The sequence below is a fragment of the Streptomyces xinghaiensis S187 genome, assembly GCF_000220705.2.
Taxonomy (GTDB): domain Bacteria; phylum Actinomycetota; class Actinomycetes; order Streptomycetales; family Streptomycetaceae; genus Streptomyces; species Streptomyces xinghaiensis.
In genome coordinates this window covers 5,423,342-5,441,855 of sequence record NZ_CP023202.1, presented here as the reverse complement: position 1 = coordinate 5,441,855, position 18,514 = coordinate 5,423,342, and the positions used below count along the sequence as shown (strand labels likewise).

Sequence of the window (18,514 nt, the reverse complement as noted above, 5' to 3'; positions counted from 1 at the left end):
CGAGGCGGGGCGAGCGGCCGGGCGTGCGGGGAGGCCGGGCGTGCGGACGGCCGGGCCGTGCGGGAGGGCTGCACGCGCCGGCTGCCAGGAGCGCGCCGGCTGGGCTCGGCGGGCCCGCCCGCCGGGCGTACGGGCGGGCCCGCCGGGCGTACGGGCGGGCCCGCCGGGCGTACGGGCGGGGCCGCCGGGCGTACGGGCGCGGGCATGGCCCCGCCCCCGTCGCGCGGAGGGAGGAGGTGCGACCGGGGGCGGAGCGGGGCGGGCCGCTGGGCGGGGGGCGGCGACCCGTGGTCAGAGTGAACCGCGCATCGCGGCCGGAAGACAGGGTGTGCGCACGGAAAGATGTGTGCGTGTTGTTCACACCCCGTGTGCGGGACGTCACGGCGGCGCGGGACGGGCCGGAACGCCCCGGCGGAAACCGGCCCAGGGAGCCGGTGTTACGGGGAAACGGCCGGTCCGGCGGCTGTGCCCCGGGCCGGCTTCTCCCGCATTCCCGCCGTGAACCGGTCGAGCGTCACCACGGCGCGTTCGTGGGTTCCGGAACCGATGGCGTCGACGCCGTCGTGCGCGGTGACCCGCCGGCGGATCTCGCCGGGGCATCCGCCCCGTCCTCCCGGGCCCGCGGCACGGCGGCGGACGACTCAATATGGCACAGCGCGCCGACGGGCGGAAGCGCCCGCCGGGCAGCCCCGCTCCGGGCCGGCCGTACGGGGCCGGGACATCCGGTCACTGCTCGGATTCGCCCTGCTCCACGGTGAGCAGCCGGGCCCACTGCGCCCCGCACCGGCAGTAGGACTCCTCGATGAGTTCACCCCGCTCGGAAACGCCGAGGTCCTTCGTGAGGCGGACGTGCACATGCTGGCTCATGGCGGATGGATCCCTCCCGCACCGGAAATGGTGCGTCCATCTAAAGGAAACGGGGCAAAGAGGGCCACCACCGGCCCACATCACGGAATCGGCGTTCACCTCGCGCAGCAGGCGGCGAGCGGAACGTGAGAGAACCGGGCCCGGTCGACCGGGGCACGCCGGGGCCCGTCCACCGCGCCGGGAGGAGGCGGCGGACGGGCCCGGCCGGACGGACTGCCGTTCCGGCGGTCAGCCCTTGATCTTCACCCGGCGGCGCCGCTTGGCGTTCTCGGTCTTCGGAATGCGCACGCCGAGCACGCCGTCGGCCAGCTCCGCGGTGATGTTGTCCGTATCGGCGTCCGCCGGCAGGCTCCAGCGGTAGGCGAACCGGCCGTAGCGGCGGCTCTGCTGCCGGAGCACCCCCTTGCGCTCCTTCTCCTCGACCTCCCCGCGGACGATCAGCTGGGACTCCATGGCCTCGATCATGATCTGGTCCTTGCCGACCCCGGGGAGCTCCAGGTCCACCGTGTAGCCGTCGTCGCTCTCCTCGATGTCGGCCAGGGGCGACCACATACCGCTCTCGGCGAGCTCACCGGCCGGGGGAAGGCCGCCGCCGAGCAGCCGGCCCATCCGGTCGTACAGCTCCTCGAACTCGCGGAACGGCCCCCAGCTCGGTGCGGCCGTGCGGTGGCGGACGGGAAGCGTCATTCCGATCATCACCTCTCGTGGTATCACGGGGGCACCGGCAGCCCGGAAACCCCGCCGGCCTCCGACCGGCGCACCACGAGTCACCCGTTATGTCCGCTTCATTCGGGTACTGGCACGGAGGCTGTTCCGGGCCGGCGGGAAGGTCCCGCACCCGGGCCGCCCCGGGCCGCACGGCCGGAGCGGAGGAGAGGGAGGGGCGGGTACAGGCGGCGGACGAGTCGGCCTGTACGCCGGGTTCTGTCTCCCGGGGGCCTCGCGGCCCGCGGGGAGGCGGTCATCCATCTGGGACCGGCGTTGCCGCCGGCCTCGTGCGGTCCACCCGCGGACTCGGGCGGGCAGCCCTCGAACGTCCGCGCAGGGCCGTCCGGAGACAGCCCCTCTTGACCTTGCTCCGGGTGGGGTTTACCGAGCCGTCCGGGTCACCCCGGACGCTGGTGGTCTCTTACACCACCGTTTCACCCTTACCGGGCGCCTCACGGCCCCGGCGGTCTGCTTTCTGTGGCACTTTCCCGCGGGTCACCCCGGGTGGGTGTTACCCACCACCCTGCCCTGTGGAGCCCGGACGTTCCTCGGCGGGACCCCGAAGGGCCCCGACGCGACCGCCCGGCCGGCTCGTCCGCCGTACCGCCATGCTACCCGCCGGTGAACAGCGGCGGTGCCGCGCGGGCCGGGCGCCGGGCACCCGCGGATCCTCGCGGCGAGGGGCGTTGTCAGTCCCCCCTCCTACTGTGTGCCCATGACCGGAGAAGCCGGTCCGGTGTCCGGGTGCGGTGTGAGGTGAGTCTCGGTGAGTGATCTCGTGGCAACGTACGAAAAGGCCGGTACGGCGACGGCGGGTGAGACGGCGGGGCCCGGCGGGCCCGGGTCCGAGGAGCGGCTGGAGCGGCACCGGGTGGAGCTGACCGGCTACTGCTACCGGATGCTGGGCTCGGCGTTCGACGCCGAGGACGCCGTCCAGGAGGTCATGGTCCGCGCCTGGAAGGGCCTCGGCCGCTTCGAGGGCCGCGCGTCGCTCCGTACCTGGCTGTACCGCATCGCCACCAACGTCTGCCTGGATCTGCTGAAGGGGAACAACCGCCGCGCCCGCCCCATGGACCTCTCCTCCCCCCAGCCCGCGAGCACACCGCTCCCCGAGGCCCTGCCGGAGACCGCCTGGGTCGAGCCGGCCCCCGACGGCCGGGTCCTGGAGTCCGGCGGCGACCCGGCCGATGTGGCGGTGGCGCGGGACACGGTCCGGCTGGCCTTCGTGGCCGCGCTCCAGCATCTGCCGCCCCGGCAGCGGGCCGTGCTGATCCTCCGGGAGGTGCTGGCCTGGAAGGCGAGCGAGGTCGCGGAGCTGCTGGACACCACGGTCGCCTCGGTCAACAGCGCCCTGCAGCGGGCCCGTTCGACCATCGAGGCCACCGGGGCGGACGCCACCGAGACGGTCCGCCCCCTCGACGAGGAGCAGCGGGCCCTGCTGGAGCGCTATGTCGACGCCTTCCAGCGCTACGACCTCGACGCGCTCACCGCCCTGCTCCACGAGGACGCGCGCCTCTCCATGCCGCCGTACCCGCTGTGGCTGCGCGGTCACGCCGAGATCCGTGCCTGGATGCTGGGCACCGGAATCGGCTGCCGCGGCTCCCGGCTGCTCCCGGTCACCGCCAACGGCTGTCCCGCCTTCGGCCAGTACCGCTCCGCCGCCGACGGCCACGGCTACGAGCCCTGGGCGCTCCAGGTCATCGAGATCTCAAACGGCCGCATCACCGGGCTCAACGCCTTCCTCGACACCCCGCACCTCTTCCCCCTCTTCGGCCTGCCCCCACGGCTCGGCCCCGGCGGCAGCGCCCCGGGCACCGAGAACGGCGTCCAGACCAAGGAGGTGGAGGAGGGCCCTCAGCTCCGGCCCGGCGTTCCTCAGCCGTAACCGGCACCCGAGCCGCCGGGCGGTGAGCCGCAGCCGGGCCAGCGCTTCCACGGTCGCCAGATCGGGCCGGGTGACGGCACCGGCATCGCAGAGGACGACCGGGGACGGCCCATCGTGGCCGGGGACTCCGCCGGTCCCCTCGCCACGCTCCAGGAGACTCCGCATCCGCGCGCAGAGCGCGGGTACCTCCCCGCGGGCGACCGTGCCGGGAAGCGTCAGCACGACCGTGCCCGGTGGCCCGCCGGGCACGGGGCGGGGTCTTCCGGGCGGCGGCCCCTCCCCGGAGGACGCGGCCGGTGACGGGTCGGAACGGGGCATCGGCGTCCTCCTGTCGCGGGCTTCACAGGAGGACAGACGGCCGGACCGTGCGGAACTCATCGGAATCCGCCCCCGGTCCCGCACCGGCCGGAGCACGGCTCAGACGAAGTCGCCCGTTTCGAGGTCGAAGGAGAAGGGCGCGGGGAGCGTGATCGGCTTCCCGTGGGGAACCGTGGAGGTATTCCGGTACTCCCCGCCCTCCGGGTCGCTGAAGAGCGTCACCGAGCCCTTCTGCCGATCGACGAGCAGATGGAGCGGGATGCTGCCCAGCGCGTAGCAGAGACGCTTGGCCTCACGATCACGATCCGGGTTCGTCGAGGTCACCTCGACCACCATGGCCACCCCCCGGCAGGGCATCCACGGCTCGGCCCCCCGGAAGAGCCGCAGCTCCTTGGGCGCGAAAGTCCCGTCCGGACTGACGTGGTTCCTCAGACTGAGGGAGTTGCGCGGGATCTTCAGCCCTTTGTTGCCCGAGAACTGCATGGGTGTGGCCGACCGGACGTACACCTGCTCCGCGATGGAGCTGATGTGTTCCTCGTGATCCCCGTCGGGCGGCGGCGTCACAACGATGTCCCCCTCGATCAGCTCGGCCCGGTAGCCCTCCGGCGTGTCCAAAGCCAAGAAGCCCTCCAGCAGGCGTTCTTCCTGCGTCAGCGGCTCGCGTTCATGCGCCATGGCGCTCATGTCACGCACCTTCCCTGTCTCGCCGCCACGGTAGGGAGCGGAGGGGGCCGCGTCCCTGCACGAAGGGGTTACTTCCCCCGATCGTGGCACACACGAACGCCGGGTTGCCACGATCACCACCGCGCCGGACCGGCCGGGCACAGCCGCGCTTGACCTTGTCGCAGCGTCAACGTTTTGGATGGGTGGCATGCGGATCGGAGAGCTTGCCGCGCTGGCCGGGGTGTCCACCCGGACCGTGCGCCACTACCACCATCTCGGCCTGCTGCCGGAGCCCGGGCGGCGTGCCAACGGCTACCGCGTCTACGAGCTGCGGGACGCGGTGCGGCTCGCGCGGATACGGCGGCTGACGGAGCTGGGGCTCGGCCTGGACGAGGTGCGGGACGTCCTCGCGGACGACGCGGGACGGGAGCTGCGCGAGGTGCTGGAGGAGCTGGACGCCGATCTCGCGCGGCAGGAGGCGGCGATCCGCGCCCGGCGCGAGCGCCTGGGAGTACTGCTGCGGCAGGCTCGGGAGGGCGGCGGTCTGCCGCCGGAGGGGCCGGTCTCCCCGGAGCTGGGCGCCCTGTTCGAGGAGATGGCCCGGGTCTCCGCGGCCCTGCCGGGCCCGGAGCCGCGGATGGCCGCCATGGACCGGGAGGTTCTGGCGCTCCTGGAAACCACCGGCTCCGGCCCGGAGGAACGGCGCCGGCTGTCGCGGCTTGTCCGCGAGATGGCGGCGGCTCCCCAGGCGGCCGAGCGCGCCTACGAGATGTACGCGCTGCTGGACGAGCTGGCGGATGCCGATCCATCGGACCCCCGCGTGGAGCTCGCAGCGCAGGCGCTGGCCGGCTGTCTGCCGCGCGAGGCGATATCCGAGCTGACGGCGGCGGGCGGGCCGCCGGGCGAGGGCGGGGGCGGAGCCGCCGGCGGACCGCCCGAGGGCTTCATGGACGCACTCTTCGAAAGTCTCGGCCCCGCCCGGGCGGCGGCGCTGCGCCGGGCGATGACTCTTCTCACGGAGCGGAAGGAGCAGACATGAACGGGGACGGTCCGGGTGGAGCGGCGGCGCCGGCTGCGGCGGGCGGGGACGGCGGCCGGGCCTTCCGGTGGCGGCGATGGGGTGCGGGCACCGTCGTGGTGGGCGAGTTGACGGTTCTGGTGTGCCTCGCCGCCGGGGTGCGGTTTCCGTGGCCGGTGGTGCTCGCCGTCGAAGCGCTGGTTCTCACGGCGCTCACCGCGGGGGTGGTCGTGACGGCCCGCCGCTACCGGCGGGCCCGTCGCGCCGGGGAGGAGCGCGGCCCCGCCCTGCGCCGGGCCGTACGGCAGGGGGTGCCTCCGCTCGCGCGACGGCTGTTGGCGCACGAGGCACGGGTGCTGGTGAGTCTGGCGCTCTGGGCGGCCCGGCGGAGACACGGAGTGGGCCCGGGCGCCCGGGCCGTCGGTTACGCCCGGTGCCAGGCTCCGATGATGTTCCTGCTGACGCTCGCCTCCGTCATCGAGACGGTGGTGCTGGCGCTGGTCGTCCCCTGGCCCGTCGTCCACGCGGTTCTGCTCGTGCTGGGTCTGTACGGGGTGCTGATGGTGGTGGGGCTGCACGCCTCCTGTGTCGTCCGTCCCCACGTGGTCGGTGCGGACGGCTCGCTCCGCGTCCGCTACGGCGCGCTCTTCGATCTGCGGATACCGGCGGAGCTGATCGCCTCGGCCCGCTACGAGCGGCGGTACACGGACGGGTGGCTGCTGCGGGTCGGCGATGCCGGCGACCTGGACCTGATCGTGGACAGCCAGACGTCCGTCACGGTCGAGCTGACCGCGCCCGTGACGGCTGTGCGGCCTTTCGGCAAGCCGTTCCGGGCCCGGCTCATACGGTTCCACGCGGACGATCCACGGGCGGCGGTGGCCGCGCTCCGGGACAGGGACACCACGGAGGGTGAACGCCCGGCCGAGATCCCCGCCCGGGGTGCGGCGGCGGCCCCGGAGCGGGCGCCGGTCCCGGCGCCCGCCGGGTCTCCGGCTCCGGACCCCGGCTCCGGCTCCGGCTGACGGGGGGGGGGACAGCAGACGGACCGGGGAGGGCGATCCCGGCCGTGTGTCCTGCCCGGAACCCGACCGAGGCGGAACCGATCCCCGGCCAAGGTGCGAACAGAGGGTGACCCAAGGCAGGCTTGCGCCATGGACTACATACGCCTCGAAGCGTGGGTCGGCGGGGAATGGCTCGCGGTGGAGGCCGTCAGCGTGACCGACGGGGAGTCCGAGGGCGAGTCCTTGTCCCTCTCGTTCGCGCCTCAGCAGACGGAGGCCGGCTACCGGACGCTGATCTGGGAGCCCCTGGAGTGTTTCCTCCGGGAGTACCGGGAGGAGCCGATCGTGCTGGTGCCGGCGGGCAACCGGCTCCCGGTGATGTTCGGGCCCGGTGCGGCCGGGCCCTTCCGGCTCGGACGGACGCCCGGGGGCTGACCTCCGGGCATGTGGTCCGGCCTCTCCAGCGGGCCGTATCGCTCCGGACATCCCGCCTTCCGTGGCCGGCCTGGTCCCGTGGTGACTCCGGTGCTTGCCCGCCGCCCGGCTCCGGGGTCCCGCCAGGGCGCTCGGGACGGGGTTCTAAGCTCGGATCGGAGCCGGTCGTTCCGTCGCGGGGCGCAGCCGGCCGGTTCCGTGACCCTCCGTATCCCGCCCCGCTGCCGTGATTCCCCGCGAGGAGTTCCGCCGTGCTCGTGCTGTTGCCGCCGTCCGAAGGTAAGGCCGCGGGCGGGTCCGGCGGCCCGCTGGACCTGGGCTCGCTGTCGCTGCCGGGGCTCTCGGCGGCCCGCGGCGAGGTGCTGCGCGAGCTGGTGGACCTGTGCGGGGCGGACGAGGAGAAGGCCCGAACCGTCCTGGGGATCGGCGAGGGGCTGCGGGACGAGGTCGCGAAGAACGCCGCTCTGCTGACCGCCGGGACCCGGCCGGCGGGCGAGATCTACACCGGCGTCCTCTACGACGCCCTGGATCTCGCCTCCCTGGACGCCGCCGCCCGGGCCCGGGCGGAGCGGACCCTGCTGGTGTTCTCGGGGCTCTGGGGCGCGCTGCGGACCGGCGACCGGATCCCGTCCTACCGGTGCTCGATGGGGGTGAAGCTGCCCGGCCTGGGGGCGCTGAGGGCGTACTGGCGCGGCCCGATGGCGGAGGTGCTGCCGGAGGCCGCCGGTGAGGGCCTGGTCCTGGACCTCCGCTCGGCGGCGTATGCCACGGCCTGGAAGCCGAAGGGCGCGGTGGCGGAGCGGACCGCCACGGTCCGGGTGCTGCACTCGAAGATCGTCAAGGGGGTGGAGAAGCGCTCCGTGGTGAGTCACTTCAACAAGGCCACCAAGGGCAGGATCGTCCGGGATCTGCTGGTCGCCGGCGTGGAGCCCGCGCACCCGGCCGAACTGGCCGATGCGCTGCGCGGGCTGGGCCACACCGTCGACGTGCAGCCGGCGCCGAAGGCGGGCAGGACGGGCAGGCCCTGGGCCCTCGATGTGATCGTCACCGACGTGCACTGAGCGGCACGCCCGGCGCGGGAACCGCCGCCCGGTCCCACCCGTCCCCACCCGTCCCCACCCGTCCCCACCCGTCCCCGCCCGGCGCTGTCCGGCCGCCGGCAGCGAGGGGGCGGACACCGGGGGAAGCCGGGCGGGCCCGCCCCGGCGCGGTCAGCGGAGGTGGCCGGTGTCGTTCAGCAGGCGCAGGGAGGCGTTGCCGTCGGCGTAGTACGCCACCACCGACAGGGAGGCCGGGGACAGCTCCATGCGGAACAGCGATTCCGGGGGCGCCCCCAGCGCCAGCCGGACCAGGGTCTTGACCGGCGTGACATGCGTGACGAGCAGAACGGTGCGGCCCGCGTGGCGCGCGATGAGCTTGTCGCGGGAGAGTGCCACCCGGCGGGCGACCGCCTCGAAGCTCTCCCCGCCGCCCGTGGGCTCGGCCCGGGGTGAGGCGAGCCAGGCGTCGAGGTCGTCCGGGTAGCGGTCGCGCACCTCGGCGAAGGACAGGCCCTCCCAGGCGCCGAAGTCCGTCTCGCGCAGGCCCTCGTCGACCCGGATGTCGAGCCCCGTCCGGGCGGCCACGGTCTCCGCCGTCTCGCGGCAGCGCCGCAGCGGGGAGCTGACGATCGCCTGGACGGTGCCGCGTGCGGCGAGGACCGCCGCCGTGGCCTCGGCCTGCCGGCGGCCGGCCGGTGACAGCCCGGGGTCGGAGCCGCCGCTGCCGGAGAAGCGCTTCTCCGGGGTGAGGGCGGTCTCGCCGTGCCGCAGCAGGACGAAGGTGGCGGGGGCACCGAGGTCGGCGGGGGCCGCCCAGCCGACCGGCGGGGCGGCGGGTGCGGCGGCCCGCCCGGCCGGCGCGGGCGCCCCGGCCCGATCGGACAGTTCTCCCAGTTCCTCCGGTTCGGCGGAGTCGGCGACGGCCTCCGGCCGGGGTCCGGCGTCGAGGGCCGCCGTGGAGAGCGAGGGCTTCCAGCGTTCGCCGCGCTTGCCCGCGTCCATGGCCTCGTTGGCGAGCCGGTCGGCGTGCTTGTTCTTCTCCCGGGGGATCCAGGTGTAGCTGACCTGCCCGGGGGTGGGGAATATCGTCTTGGCCTCGGCCGCCAGGGGCCGCATGTCCGGGTGCTTGATCTTCCAGCGGCCGGACATCTGCTCGACGACGAGCTTGGAGTCCATCCGCACCTGGATCTCGGCGTCCGGGTCCAGGTTGCGCGCGGCCCGCAGTCCGGCGATCAGCCCCCGGTACTCGGCCACGTTGTTGGTCGCCGTGCCGATGAACTCGGCCGCCTCGGCGAGAGGTTCGCCGGTGGCCGCGTCCAGGACCACCGCGCCGTAGCCGGCGGGGCCCGGATTGCCCCGGGAGCCGCCGTCGGCCTCGACGATGAAGCGCCGCTTGCTTCCGCTCATCGCCCCTACAGCCCCGAGTCGGGCGTACGGACCAGGATGCGGCCGCAGTTCTCGCAGCGCAGCACCTGGTCGGGCGCCGCGGCGCGGACGTCGTTGACCTCGGTGATGTTGAGCTCCAGCCGGCAGCCCTCGCAGCGCCGCTGGTGGAGCCGGGCCGCGCCGACCCCGCCCTGCTGGACGCGGAGCTTCTCGTAGAGCTTCATCAGATCGGCCGGTACGGAGGCGGAGACGACCTCGCGTTCCTTGGTGAGGCTCGCGACCTCCTGGTCGAGCTCCGCCACGGCGTTGTCCCGGCGGGTGGCGGCGTCGGTGAGCTTGGCCTCCACGGACTCGACGCGCCCGGTCAGTTCCCGGGCCCGCTCCTGCGCGGACTCGCGGCGCTCCATGATCTCCAGGACGACGTCCTCCAGGTCGCCCTGGCGCTTGGCGAGCGAGACGATCTCGTGCTGGAGGTTCTCCAGGTCCCTGGGCGAGGTGACGGCGCCGGAGTCGAGCCGCTGCTGGTCCCGGGCGGCGCGCTGGCGCACCTGGTCGACATCCTGCTCCGCCTTGGTCTGCTCGCGGGCGGTGTCGCTCTCCTCGGTCTGGGCGGCGACCAGCAGGTCGCGCAGCTGCGCGAGGTCGGCTTCGAGGGTCTGGATCTCGGCGTGCTCGGGCAGCGTCCGGCGCTTGTGCGCGAGCTGCGAGAGCCGGACGTCGAGGGCCTGGACGTCGAGAAGGCGGATCTGGTCGGCGGGCTCGGCGTTCAGTTCGGGGCTCCCGGGATGTCGGTGAAGGGGTCGGCGGACGCCGCGTGGGCGGTCCAGGGGTCGGTGACCGTACGGGAGACGTGGGTGCGCAGGTCCCACCCGTGACGGTCGGAGATCTCGTCGAGCTGGGCGGCGGCCTGCTCGGTCCACGGCCACTCGGTGGCCCAGTGCGCGGCGTCCAGCAGCGCCGGTCCGCGCCCGGAGTGCAGGGCGTGTTCGCGCGCCTCGGACGCCGGGTGGTGCCGCAGGTCGGCGGTGAGGTAGGCGTCGGCGCCCGCGCGCCGCACGTCGGCGAACAGGCTGTCGCCGGAGCCGCCGCAGACCGCGACGGTGCGGATCACGCGGCCCGGCTCGCCGGCGACCCGGATGCCCTGCGCGGTGGCGGGCAGCCGGGCGGCGGCGCGGCCGGCGAGCTCGGCGAGGGTCTCCGGCTCGTCGAGTTCGCAGATCCGGCCGAGGCCGCGGCGGCCCTCGGGGTCGGACGGATCGGGCACGAGCGGACCGGTGATCCGCAGGTCCAGCGCGCCGGCGAGGGCGTCGGAGACACCGGGGTCGGCGCGGTCCGCGTTGGTGTGGGCGACATGCAGCGCCACGGAGTTGCGGATCAGGGTGTGCACGACGCGGCCCTTGAAGGTGGTGGCCGCGACCGTCGTCGTCCCGCGCAGATAGAGCGGGTGGTGGGTGACGAGCAGATCGGCGCCGAGCCGTACCGCCTCGTCGGCGACCTCCTGCACCGGGTCGACGGCGAACAGCACGCGCCGGACGGGTGCGCCGGGGTCTCCGCAGACGGTCCCGACGGCGTCCCACTCCTCGGCCCGCCCGGGGGGCCAGAGGGCGTCGAGCGCGGCGATGACTTCAGACAGTGCGGGCACGGGCAAAGGCTACCCGCACCCGGACCCGGCGGACCCGCCCCGGGCCCCTGCCCGGGCCCTCCCCCGGCGGACCCGCCGGTGCCCCGCCGCCCCGGGCCCGGCCGGTATCCGCACAACCGGCGAGCGACGGCAGCACATCTGTGCCCCTCCGCTCAGCCGGTTCGGGGGAACGCCACCCGTACGCATGAAGCACCCCGGCTCCGTGGGGCTGTTCCGGCGGACGAAACCCAGTATCGGTAACCGGAGGTGACCGAGCATGACGGCTTGTGTCCTGGAGACCGCCGTGGACGATGACACGGCACCGGCAAGACCCGCGGCTCCCGCCCCGGCGGAGGCCCCGGCGCTCACCATCGCCGCGGACGGCTCGTACGCCGCCCGGCTGCTGCCGGACCCCGACGGCGGCCTGTTCGCGGAGCGGTGGACCCTGGACGGCCCGGAGCCCTACGCCGTACGGCTGCCCGGCGTCCGCCCGGAGGAGCCGGGCAGCGAGGTACTGCCGCTGGCGGACGGGCGGGTGCTGATCCGGCGCCGCCTGGAGGGGCGGCACGCCCTCGCGCTGCTCTACCCGGCCGGCCCCGTCACGGGCGAGCAGCCCGCCGGCTCGGTCGGCCGCGAGCGGCTGCGGCTGCTCCCGCCCGCACCCGACGGTGTCACCGCCTACGCGCTGGCGCCCGGCGAACGGTCCACGGAACTGTGGCGCGTGCACGGCGGACCCGCCGGGCCGGAGCGCGTCACCGAGATCCCCGGCCACTGCTCGGGCGGCGCCTGGCTCGACCGTGACGGCCACCTGCTGGCCCTGGACCGGACGGTCGACGGCCGCACCAAGACGATCACCGTCCAGCTGCGGCACGGCGGCGAGACGAGCCCGCTGCTCCGGATCACGGAGGACAGCGACGACCGGCTGCTGCTCGCCGACCCGGACAGCGGTCTGCTGCTGCTGCGGTCGAACGCGCCGGGGCACGACCGGCTGGGCTGGGGCGTGCTCGGCAGCGCCCGCCCGGCGCGCTTCCCCGGTGCCCTGCTGTACGGGGCCGGCGGCCCGGCCCGGCCGCCCGGCGGCACCCGCGCGGACGGCGCCTCCGCGGACGGCACCGGCGGGGACGGCGGGGCGGGCCGTGCGGGAAGCGACGGGGGAGCGGCCGCGGCGGCCGGCACCGCGCCGGTCCCCTTCGCGGTGCAGCCCGGCCAGACGCTGGTGCCCGAGCACTGCGGGGTGGCCCTGCGGGTCGACGGCCCGGACGGGCCCCGGGTGGGCGTGTGGCGGCCCTCCGAGGGTCGGCTGCGCCTGCTCACGGCGCCGCGGGGCTGGCTGGCGGGCACCGGGCTGTGGACGGCGGAGGGTGAACTCCGGCTGCCGTACGCCACGGCTGACGTGCCCTGCGGTCTGGGCCGGATGCCCCTGCCCGCCACCGCACCGCTCCTCCGCCCGGCCCGGGTGCCCCGGATGGCCTTCCGGATGATCTCGCGGAGGGACCTCCGGGCGGCTGCGGCGAAGGCTTCGGACACCTTGCCCGGAGCGGGCGCGCCACCGGGCACGTCACCGGGCGCGCCACCGGCCGGAGCGGCCGGCCCGCCGCCGGGAGAGCCGGCACCGCCGACCGGCGGAGGGGGCGGCGGACCGGGCGCCGGCGACCGGCCGACAAGCTTGTCGTCACAGCCCGTTGGGCCCTCCCCCAGCCGGACCCCGTCCGTCCCGCGCCCGGTCCCCCTGCGGGAGATGCCGGCGGCGTGTCCCGGCACCTCCGGGCGAGTCCATGACAGGGGTCCGGGATAAACTCCGGTGGGGGTCGGCGCCCGTCCACGACCGGTGTGCCACAGGGGACTTGGCATGACCGGCAGGCGCCTCATGCCGTGGTCGCGGTCGCGGGCCCCGGACACAGCACACAGTCAGTCAACGGGGTGAAGTACCGACATGTCCGAAACACAGACCGAGACCGTCGCGGCCCGTCCGCGCACCGGAACCGTCCAGATCTCCTCCGGCTCGGGGAAGCACCGGGGACCGGCCGCGTCCGAGGACGCCACGGCCCCCGCACGCGGCAGGCACCGCCGCCCGGCGCCGGAACGCGACGCCTGACCGGTCCTTCCGGCAGAAACCGTACGGCTGTGGCCGCCGGCCGACCCCGGCGGCCACAGCCGCGTCCGGGGCGGATTCCCGGCGGCCACCGGCAGGGAGCCGGGCGCCGGGGAGCAGGGGACGCCGTTGCTGCCGTCCGCGCCGCGCCCGTCCGCGCCCCCGCGCGTCCCCGCCGCCCGCACCCGCCCGTCACACGGCCGCCGGGCGGGTTCCGGGAACGGCAAGCGACCAGTGGCGTCACGGGCTTTCCCGCTCGTTCGCTTCCCCCGCCCCCGCCCCGGCACGGGCGCGGCGGCGGCCCAGCAGGGCGCATCCCGCGATCACCGAGCCGACGGCGATGACCCTGGCGGCCTGGAGGTAGCCCTGCGCCACCTCGTCCGAGGTTCCGGGCAGGCCGAGGAAGACCCACCCCGCGGCGACGCCCCCCACGACGATCAGTGCGGCAGCCCCCCACGTCCCCGTCCCCGCCCACCAGGGCTCCACGGGGTGGACCCGCTCGCCGGTCCGCTCAACGTCCTTGTCGGTCACGATCGTTCTCCCGTGCGTGGGGGGCTGGTCGTGAGGGAGGACGCAGGCCCGGCGGTGCCCGGTTCTCACCGGGCCGAACTCTCCGGCTCGCAGCACGAGCTCGCCGAGCCGACCCCGCACGGGCCCGCGGGCCGCGGAGACACCGGCCCCGCGCCGCGACGGCCGGCGTCGTCCGTGGCCGGCGGGTTCACCACACCGGCCGCCGTTGGGGTCCGCGGACCGGCCGGCTCCTCAGGTGCGCAGGTAGGAGGCGCCGTTGAGGTCCAGCACCGTGCCCGAGGACCATTCCGCCTCGGGAGAGGCCAGCCAGCGGACCGCCGCCGCGATCTCGTCCGGGTCCGCGACCCGGCCGTACGGGCTCTGGGCGAGGATCGCCGCGCCCTCCGGGCCGGTCAGCCGGTGCGCGACCCGTTCCGTGCCGATGAACCCGGGCGCCACCGAGGCGACCGCGATGCCGTACGGGGCGAGCGCCACCGCCAGGGACTGGCCGAGCGCGTGCACCGCGGCCTTCGTCGCCCCGTACGCCGGGTGGTCGGGTTCGCCGCGGAAGGCTCCCCGCGACCCGATGTTGACGATCCGTCCGCCCGTGCCCTGCTCGATCATCCACCGCGCGGCGCTGTGGGAGACATGGGCGGTGGCGAGCAGGTTGACGTCCACATGGCGGCGCCACGCCTCCGCCCATGCGGTGAAGCCGGTAGAGGCGGGCGGGTGGGGGGTGTTGACGGCCGCGTTGTTGACGAGGACGTCGAGGCCGCCCAGTGCCTCGCGGGCCGCGTCGGCCAGCCCGGCCGCCGCGCCGGGGTCCGAGAGGTCGGCGCCCAGCAGCGCGTGGCCGTCCCCGTCGAGAGCGGCGAGGGTCCGCTCCGCCTCCGCGCGCCGCGTCCCGTAGTGCACGGCGACCCGGTCGCCGTTCGCCGCGAACACCCGGGCGAGCGCCCGGCCGAGTCCGCGCGAGGCACCGGTCACCAACACCCGGCGCCCCCGGGCCGGGAACGGCGGCACGGCGGACGGGGCAGCGGGGGCTGCGGGTCCGGTCGCGGGGGCGGGCCGCGCGTCAGCGATGCCGTTCGTCCCCGGGCCCGGGGTGGGGACCCCTCCGGGACCGGGGTTCGCGGCCGGGGGGTTTGCGGCGGTCATGGCGTACCACTTCCTCACTCTGCCGGCGTTCCGTGACGGGGCGGGCGGCTGCCGGCGCCGCTTCCGCACCCCGCACCGGGCCGTCCGGGGCGGCCCCACCCTACGAGCGGCCCGCCCGGCCCCTCTCCGGCCGGCCCCGTCCCGGCCGGCCCGGCCGGACGGGATCCCGGGCAAGGCGGCCCCTGCCCGGTCCGGACGCGGCGAATGAGCCGGTCTCGGGGCAGCGGTCCCGCCCGCTCCCCCGTACGCCGCCCCCGCCCGTGTTCCGGCGCGGGCCGTCGGGCAGCATGGGGGTCTCCGCCGGCTCCGCCCGCCGCTCCCGGGCGGCCGGGTGCCCCGGTAGCGGAGGAGAGACCTGCCCCGGAACGGCGGCCGGGCCGTGTGCGGCCCGTCCCGCCGCCGCCCCGGCCGGCCACACGGACCGCCCCGCCGACCAGCGACGAGAAGGACAGCCATGGCCCCCCAGCCCCAGCAGGCGACAACCGCCCGGCCCGCCCCGGAGGTGCTGGCCGCGTTCGAGGCGGCCAAGGGCTTCATGCCCGCCGACGAGGGGCTCGCCCTGTACGCCGCCGCCGTGGAGGCGGCCGGGCTCGGGCTGCCGCTGCTGGAGGTCGGCACCTACTGCGGCCGGTCCACGATCCTGCTGGCCGCCGCCGCCCGGGGCGCCGGCACCGTCGCCGTGACCGTGGACCACCACCGCGGCTCGGAGGAGCAGCAGCCCGGCTGGGAGTACCACGACGCCGGCCTGGTGGACCCGGAGGTGGGCCGGATGGACACCCTTCCCGTCTTCCGCCGCACCCTGCACGCCGCCGGGCTGGAGGAGCACGTCGTCGCGATCGTGGGCCGCTCGCCGCAGGTGGCGCGGGTCTGGGGCCGGCCGCTCGGCCTGGTCTTCGTCGACGGGGGCCACACCGACGAGCACGCGACCGCGGACTACGAGGGCTGGACCCCGCATCTGGCGCCCGGCGGGCTGCTGCTCATCCACGACGTCTTCGCCGATCCGGCGGACGGCGGCCAGGCCCCGTACCGGATCTACCGCCGTGCCCTGGAGTCCGGGGACTTCACCGAGGTGTCGGCCACCGGCTCCCTGCACGTGCTGCGCCGTACGGGCGCGGAGAGCTGACCCCCGCCGATAGCATCGCCGACGTGTCGAACGGCAACTCTTTCGCACGGCCCCGCCGGGCCCGCCGCCGTGCGCTGATCGGGCTGTCCGTGCTGGTGCCCGCCGGTGTGGCCGGATGGCTGGTCTGGCAGTCGGCGGCCGGCGGCCCGGTCGAGGGCGGCCGCGGGAGCGGCGCGCCGGCGGGGCGGCCGCACGGCGGGGTCTCCCCGGCGCCGTCCGCGGAGCCCGGCCCGGGGGCACCGGCGCCCTCGGCGAGCGGCGGGAACGGCGCCGGTGGCGGTGCCGGTGACCGGGACGGGCCGCTGGCCGGCAAGGTCGTCGTCATCGACCCCGGGCACAACCCGGGCAACCGCGACCACCCGCGCGAGATCGCCCGGACCGTCGACATCGGCACCCACCGCAAGGAGTGCGACACCACCGGGACGGCCACCGGCTCCGGTTACGCCGAGGCCGAGTTCACCCTCGACGTCGCGCGCAGAATCCGCACGCTGCTCGAACAGCGCGGCGCCGAGGTCGTGCTGACCCAGGACGGCGACCGCCCGTACGGACCCTGTATCGACGAGCGCGCCGAGATCGGCAACGAGGCGGGCGCCGACGCCGTCGTCTCCGTCCACGCCGACGGCGCCCCGGCAGGCGCCCGGGGCTTCCATGTGATCCTCCCGGGCCGGGTCCGGGAAGGCCGGGCGGACACCGCCGCGATCACGAAGCCCTCCCGCGAACTGGGCGAGCGCGTCGCCGGCGCATACGCCCGGGAGACCGGTTTCCGGCCCGCGGATTACCTCGGCGGCGGCAGCGGCTTGGATGTACGCTCCGACCTCGGCGGGCTCAACCTCTCCACGGTCCCCAAGGTGTTCGTCGAGTGCGGCAACATGCGGAACGCGCGCGACGCCGAACAGTTCACCAGCGCGCGGTGGCGCGGGCGCGCGGCCCGGGGGATCGCGGACGGCGTGGAGTCCTTCCTGACGACGTGAACGGCACCGCCCATGGCCCTCCCCGGCCGCCCTGAAGAAGGGGGAGAGCCGGGCCGAACGGGGAAACGGGGGAGGAAACGGGGAAAGCGGGGGGAAGCGAACGTCATGGTGACCCGCTGTCACACCCCGCACCACAGGGCGATTTGTCCGTCCGTACGATGGGGGGCCACCCCCGCGCCAGGCCACCCGCGCACCGGCGGCAGCAACCACACTCACGAGACGACGAAGGACCTTACGTGAACATCCGCTCCCTCACTCGAGGCGACGGCGTGGTGATCGGAGCAGCGGTGTTGCTGTTCATCGCCTCGTTCCTGAATTACTACTCCGTGGACTGCGAAGGCGAGTTCTGCGACCAGGTGAAGGACCTGCCCAACGCCTGGGACGTCGACCGGCTGTTGCTGGTCCTGCCCGCAGTCTTCCTGCTCGGCCTGATCGCGACGGGTCTGCTGATCGCGGGCCGTTTCCAGCCGCAGGGCCGCAAGGTCCTCGGGCTGTCCCTCGGCGAGTGGGGTACCGGGCTGGCGCTGGCCGCCGCCTGGAACTCCGTCTGGGGCCTCATCGTGACGCCGGACGGCGTGAGCGTCGGCCTCGGCGCGATCCTCGCGCTGCTCGGCGGGCTCGCGCTGGCCGCCGGCGCCCTGCTGCCGAGCCGGGTGCCCGCCCTCCAGGCGTCCCTGCTGGGCGCCCCGAAGCCGCAGGCCCCCACCCCGTACGGGGCCGGACCGGGCGCCCCGGCCCCGGGCGGCTACGGCTACCCGGGCGGCCAGCAGCAGCAGCCGCCGCAGGGCTACGGCTACCCGGGCCCGGCGGGACAGCCCGGCCCCGGCGGGCAGCAGCCGTCGTACGGCGGCCAGCCGCAGGCGGGGGCCCCGGCGCCCGGCCCGCAGGCCGGCCAGCCGCCGCACGGCGGGGGCGACTTCTCCCCGTTCTGGTTCGCGGTGCCGGTGGCCCGCCCGCTGTACGCGGAGGACGGCTCCCCGACGCCGATCGCCGAACTGGCGCCCGGCACCTGGTACCTGGCGGTCGAGCAGCGCGGTCAGGCGCTCGTCGCGCAGACCCAGGACGGCCGGCGCGGCGTCCTCCAGGACACCTCCGGCATCCAGCGCGGCTGATCCCGGCGCCGCCCGGCCCTTCACGGCACCGCCTCGTGCCGCACGGTGCCGGGCACGGTGGTTTCCCCGGCCCCCGCTCCCCCGTTCCGTCCCGTCACCGGGACGTCCGGGAGGGCCGGGGGCCGCGGCCGTTCACGGGATGCTCCGCGCCCTCGTACCCGGCTCGCGGACTGGGCCGCCACGGTGGCCCCGGCAGCCCCCGGCGTACCCACCCGCCCGGTACCGGACTTGACGGTTCCGGCTGTTCCGTACCGCTCGCGCCCCCGGAGGGGTTTCCGTGGCATGAACCGGGCAAGACGGGGGTGCATGAGCCCTTACCGACGTTCAGGCGGCAGTACCGCGGCCGCGGCGATCCGGCTGGTGGCTGATGTGGCCGCGGGAATCCTGGTCCTGTGGATCATCATGTATCTGCTCGACGCGAACCGGGCGAACGACCTGGTGAACTTCGTCCAGAACGCGGCCCACTGGCTGGCCGGATGGTCCCGCGACCTCTTCACGATGGAACTCGACTGGCTGCGCGTGGTGCTGAACTACGGCCTGCCGGCGGTGGTGTACCTCGCCATCGGGCACGCCCTGGCGGCCCGTATGCCGCGCGGGGCCTGACCC

General features: G+C 75.5%; 19 protein-coding genes, 1 other RNA gene and 1 pseudogene. 11 read left to right on the top strand and 10 right to left on the bottom strand.

Features of this window, described 5'->3' with window-relative positions:
- Positions 1 to 726 precede the first annotated feature (726 nt).
- The 3 genes from SXIN_RS31600 to rnpB form a co-directional block, all read right to left on the bottom strand.
- Positions 727 to 867, bottom strand: coding sequence for a hypothetical protein (locus SXIN_RS31600; protein ID WP_019709329.1), 141 nt, complete (start codon positions 865 to 867; stop codon positions 727 to 729).
- A 228-nt stretch (positions 868 to 1,095) separates the two neighbouring features.
- Complete coding sequence (locus SXIN_RS23240) at positions 1,096 to 1,554, bottom strand: Hsp20/alpha crystallin family protein (RefSeq protein WP_019709328.1); 459 nt, start codon at positions 1,552 to 1,554, stop codon at positions 1,096 to 1,098.
- Between the two features lie 210 nt (positions 1,555 to 1,764).
- Positions 1,765 to 2,169: RNase P RNA component class A (gene rnpB / locus SXIN_RS23235), an RNA gene on the bottom strand.
- Between the two features lie 184 nt (positions 2,170 to 2,353).
- Here rnpB and SXIN_RS23230 point away from each other — a divergent pair.
- On the top strand, positions 2,354 to 3,460 hold the full coding sequence (locus SXIN_RS23230) for a sigma-70 family RNA polymerase sigma factor (RefSeq protein ID WP_095758164.1): 1,107 nt from the start codon (positions 2,354 to 2,356) through the stop codon (positions 3,458 to 3,460).
- On the opposite strand, the pseudogene SXIN_RS32950 reads toward SXIN_RS23230, so the two are convergent.
- A pseudogene (locus SXIN_RS32950) lies at positions 3,455 to 3,778 on the bottom strand (hypothetical protein); the annotation flags it as partial. The gene SXIN_RS23230 and the pseudogene SXIN_RS32950 overlap by 6 nt on opposite strands.
- Before the next feature lie 99 nt (positions 3,779 to 3,877).
- Positions 3,878 to 4,462, bottom strand: coding sequence for a Uma2 family endonuclease (locus SXIN_RS23220; protein WP_019709326.1), 585 nt, complete (start codon positions 4,460 to 4,462; stop codon positions 3,878 to 3,880).
- A 187-nt stretch (positions 4,463 to 4,649) separates the two neighbouring features.
- Between SXIN_RS23220 and SXIN_RS23215 the strand changes: the two genes are divergently transcribed.
- From SXIN_RS23215 to yaaA, 4 genes are all read left to right on the top strand, one after another.
- Complete coding sequence (locus SXIN_RS23215; RefSeq protein ID WP_019709325.1) at positions 4,650 to 5,480, top strand: helix-turn-helix domain-containing protein; 831 nt, start codon at positions 4,650 to 4,652, stop codon at positions 5,478 to 5,480.
- Entirely contained in the window at positions 5,477 to 6,481 is a 1,005-nt protein-coding gene (locus tag SXIN_RS32825; RefSeq protein WP_192883624.1) for a hypothetical protein, read from the top strand. Before SXIN_RS23215 ends, SXIN_RS32825 begins: the two co-directional genes overlap by 4 nt.
- 129 nt (positions 6,482 to 6,610) lie before the next feature.
- A complete protein-coding gene (locus SXIN_RS23205; RefSeq protein WP_019709323.1) occupies positions 6,611 to 6,895 on the top strand; it encodes a hypothetical protein in 285 nt (94 codons plus the stop codon).
- Between the two features lie 251 nt (positions 6,896 to 7,146).
- Positions 7,147 to 7,956: a peroxide stress protein YaaA gene (gene yaaA / locus SXIN_RS23200; RefSeq protein ID WP_019709322.1), complete on the top strand. Its 810-nt coding sequence runs from the start codon at positions 7,147 to 7,149 to the stop codon at positions 7,954 to 7,956.
- A gap of 150 nt (positions 7,957 to 8,106) precedes the next feature.
- Here yaaA and SXIN_RS23195 read toward each other — a convergent pair whose 3' ends face one another.
- From SXIN_RS23195 to SXIN_RS23185, 3 genes are read right to left on the bottom strand one after another with little or no spacing between them, the layout of a single operon-like run.
- A complete protein-coding gene (locus SXIN_RS23195) occupies positions 8,107 to 9,342 on the bottom strand; it encodes a bifunctional RNase H/acid phosphatase (RefSeq protein ID WP_095757466.1) in 1,236 nt (411 codons plus the stop codon).
- 5 nt (positions 9,343 to 9,347) lie between these two features.
- Positions 9,348 to 10,091 carry a zinc ribbon domain-containing protein gene (locus SXIN_RS23190; protein WP_192883695.1) on the bottom strand — a complete coding sequence of 248 codons (744 nt, stop codon included), beginning with the start codon at positions 10,089 to 10,091 and terminating at the stop codon, positions 9,348 to 9,350.
- Entirely contained in the window at positions 10,088 to 10,963 is an 876-nt protein-coding gene (locus SXIN_RS23185; RefSeq protein ID WP_095757465.1) for a Nif3-like dinuclear metal center hexameric protein, read from the bottom strand. The genes SXIN_RS23190 and SXIN_RS23185 overlap by 4 nt, the downstream gene beginning before the upstream one ends.
- Before the next feature lie 256 nt (positions 10,964 to 11,219).
- Here SXIN_RS23185 and SXIN_RS31595 point away from each other — a divergent pair, with 256 nt between their 5' ends.
- Both SXIN_RS31595 and SXIN_RS31590 read left to right on the top strand, forming a co-directional pair.
- A complete protein-coding gene (locus tag SXIN_RS31595) occupies positions 11,220 to 12,737 on the top strand; it encodes a hypothetical protein (protein ID WP_192883623.1) in 1,518 nt (505 codons plus the stop codon).
- 138 nt (positions 12,738 to 12,875) lie between these two features.
- Complete coding sequence (locus SXIN_RS31590; protein WP_019706922.1) at positions 12,876 to 13,037, top strand: hypothetical protein; 162 nt, start codon at positions 12,876 to 12,878, stop codon at positions 13,035 to 13,037.
- Between the two features lie 237 nt (positions 13,038 to 13,274).
- On the opposite strand, the gene SXIN_RS23165 is transcribed toward SXIN_RS31590, so the two are convergent.
- Together SXIN_RS23165 and SXIN_RS23160 are read right to left on the bottom strand one after the other, a co-directional pair.
- Positions 13,275 to 13,565: a hypothetical protein gene (locus tag SXIN_RS23165; RefSeq protein WP_039821550.1), complete on the bottom strand. Its 291-nt coding sequence runs from the start codon at positions 13,563 to 13,565 to the stop codon at positions 13,275 to 13,277.
- 231 nt (positions 13,566 to 13,796) lie between these two features.
- Entirely contained in the window at positions 13,797 to 14,537 is a 741-nt protein-coding gene (locus tag SXIN_RS23160; protein WP_238153840.1) for an SDR family NAD(P)-dependent oxidoreductase, read from the bottom strand.
- Between the two features lie 619 nt (positions 14,538 to 15,156).
- Here SXIN_RS23160 and SXIN_RS23155 point away from each other — a divergent pair.
- The 4 genes from SXIN_RS23155 (at position 15,157) to SXIN_RS23140 (ending at position 18,511) form a co-directional block, all read left to right on the top strand.
- Positions 15,157 to 15,825 (top strand): class I SAM-dependent methyltransferase, encoded by a 669-nt coding sequence (locus SXIN_RS23155; protein WP_095757463.1) that lies wholly within the window; start codon positions 15,157 to 15,159, stop codon positions 15,823 to 15,825.
- Between the two features lie 23 nt (positions 15,826 to 15,848).
- Complete coding sequence (locus SXIN_RS23150; RefSeq protein WP_238153839.1) at positions 15,849 to 16,796, top strand: N-acetylmuramoyl-L-alanine amidase; 948 nt, start codon at positions 15,849 to 15,851, stop codon at positions 16,794 to 16,796.
- A gap of 236 nt (positions 16,797 to 17,032) precedes the next feature.
- Positions 17,033 to 17,908 carry a hypothetical protein gene (locus tag SXIN_RS23145; protein ID WP_095757462.1) on the top strand — a complete coding sequence of 292 codons (876 nt, stop codon included), beginning with the start codon at positions 17,033 to 17,035 and terminating at the stop codon, positions 17,906 to 17,908.
- Positions 17,909 to 18,214: 306 nt separating this feature from the next.
- The gene (locus SXIN_RS23140; protein ID WP_039818594.1) at positions 18,215 to 18,511 is read left to right on the top strand and encodes a hypothetical protein; all 297 of its coding nucleotides are present in this window, start codon (positions 18,215 to 18,217) and stop codon (positions 18,509 to 18,511) included.
- The last annotated feature ends 3 nt before the right edge of the window (positions 18,512 to 18,514 follow it).

Excerpts from the sequence above, each read along its gene's own strand:
- SXIN_RS23215 (WP_019709325.1), top strand. The coding sequence starts at position 4,650 with ATGCGGATCGGAGAGCTTGCCGCGCTGGCCGGGGTGTCCACCCGGACC.
- SXIN_RS32825 (WP_192883624.1), top strand. The coding sequence starts at position 5,477 with ATGAACGGGGACGGTCCGGGTGGAGCGGCGGCGCCGGCTGCGGCGGGC.
- SXIN_RS23205 (WP_019709323.1), top strand. The coding sequence starts at position 6,611 with ATGGACTACATACGCCTCGAAGCGTGGGTCGGCGGGGAATGGCTCGCG.
- SXIN_RS31595 (WP_192883623.1), top strand. The coding sequence starts at position 11,220 with ATGACGGCTTGTGTCCTGGAGACCGCCGTGGACGATGACACGGCACCG.
- SXIN_RS23240 (WP_019709328.1), bottom strand. The coding sequence starts at position 1,554 with ATGACGCTTCCCGTCCGCCACCGCACGGCCGCACCGAGCTGGGGGCCG.
- SXIN_RS23140 (WP_039818594.1), top strand. The coding sequence starts at position 18,215 with ATGAGCCCTTACCGACGTTCAGGCGGCAGTACCGCGGCCGCGGCGATC.
- SXIN_RS31590 (WP_019706922.1), top strand. The coding sequence starts at position 12,876 with ATGTCCGAAACACAGACCGAGACCGTCGCGGCCCGTCCGCGCACCGGA.
- SXIN_RS23155 (WP_095757463.1), top strand. The coding sequence starts at position 15,157 with ATGGCCCCCCAGCCCCAGCAGGCGACAACCGCCCGGCCCGCCCCGGAG.
- SXIN_RS31600 (WP_019709329.1), bottom strand. The coding sequence starts at position 867 with ATGAGCCAGCATGTGCACGTCCGCCTCACGAAGGACCTCGGCGTTTCC.
- SXIN_RS23220 (WP_019709326.1), bottom strand. The coding sequence starts at position 4,462 with ATGAGCGCCATGGCGCATGAACGCGAGCCGCTGACGCAGGAAGAACGC.
- SXIN_RS23195 (WP_095757466.1), bottom strand. The coding sequence starts at position 9,342 with ATGAGCGGAAGCAAGCGGCGCTTCATCGTCGAGGCCGACGGCGGCTCC.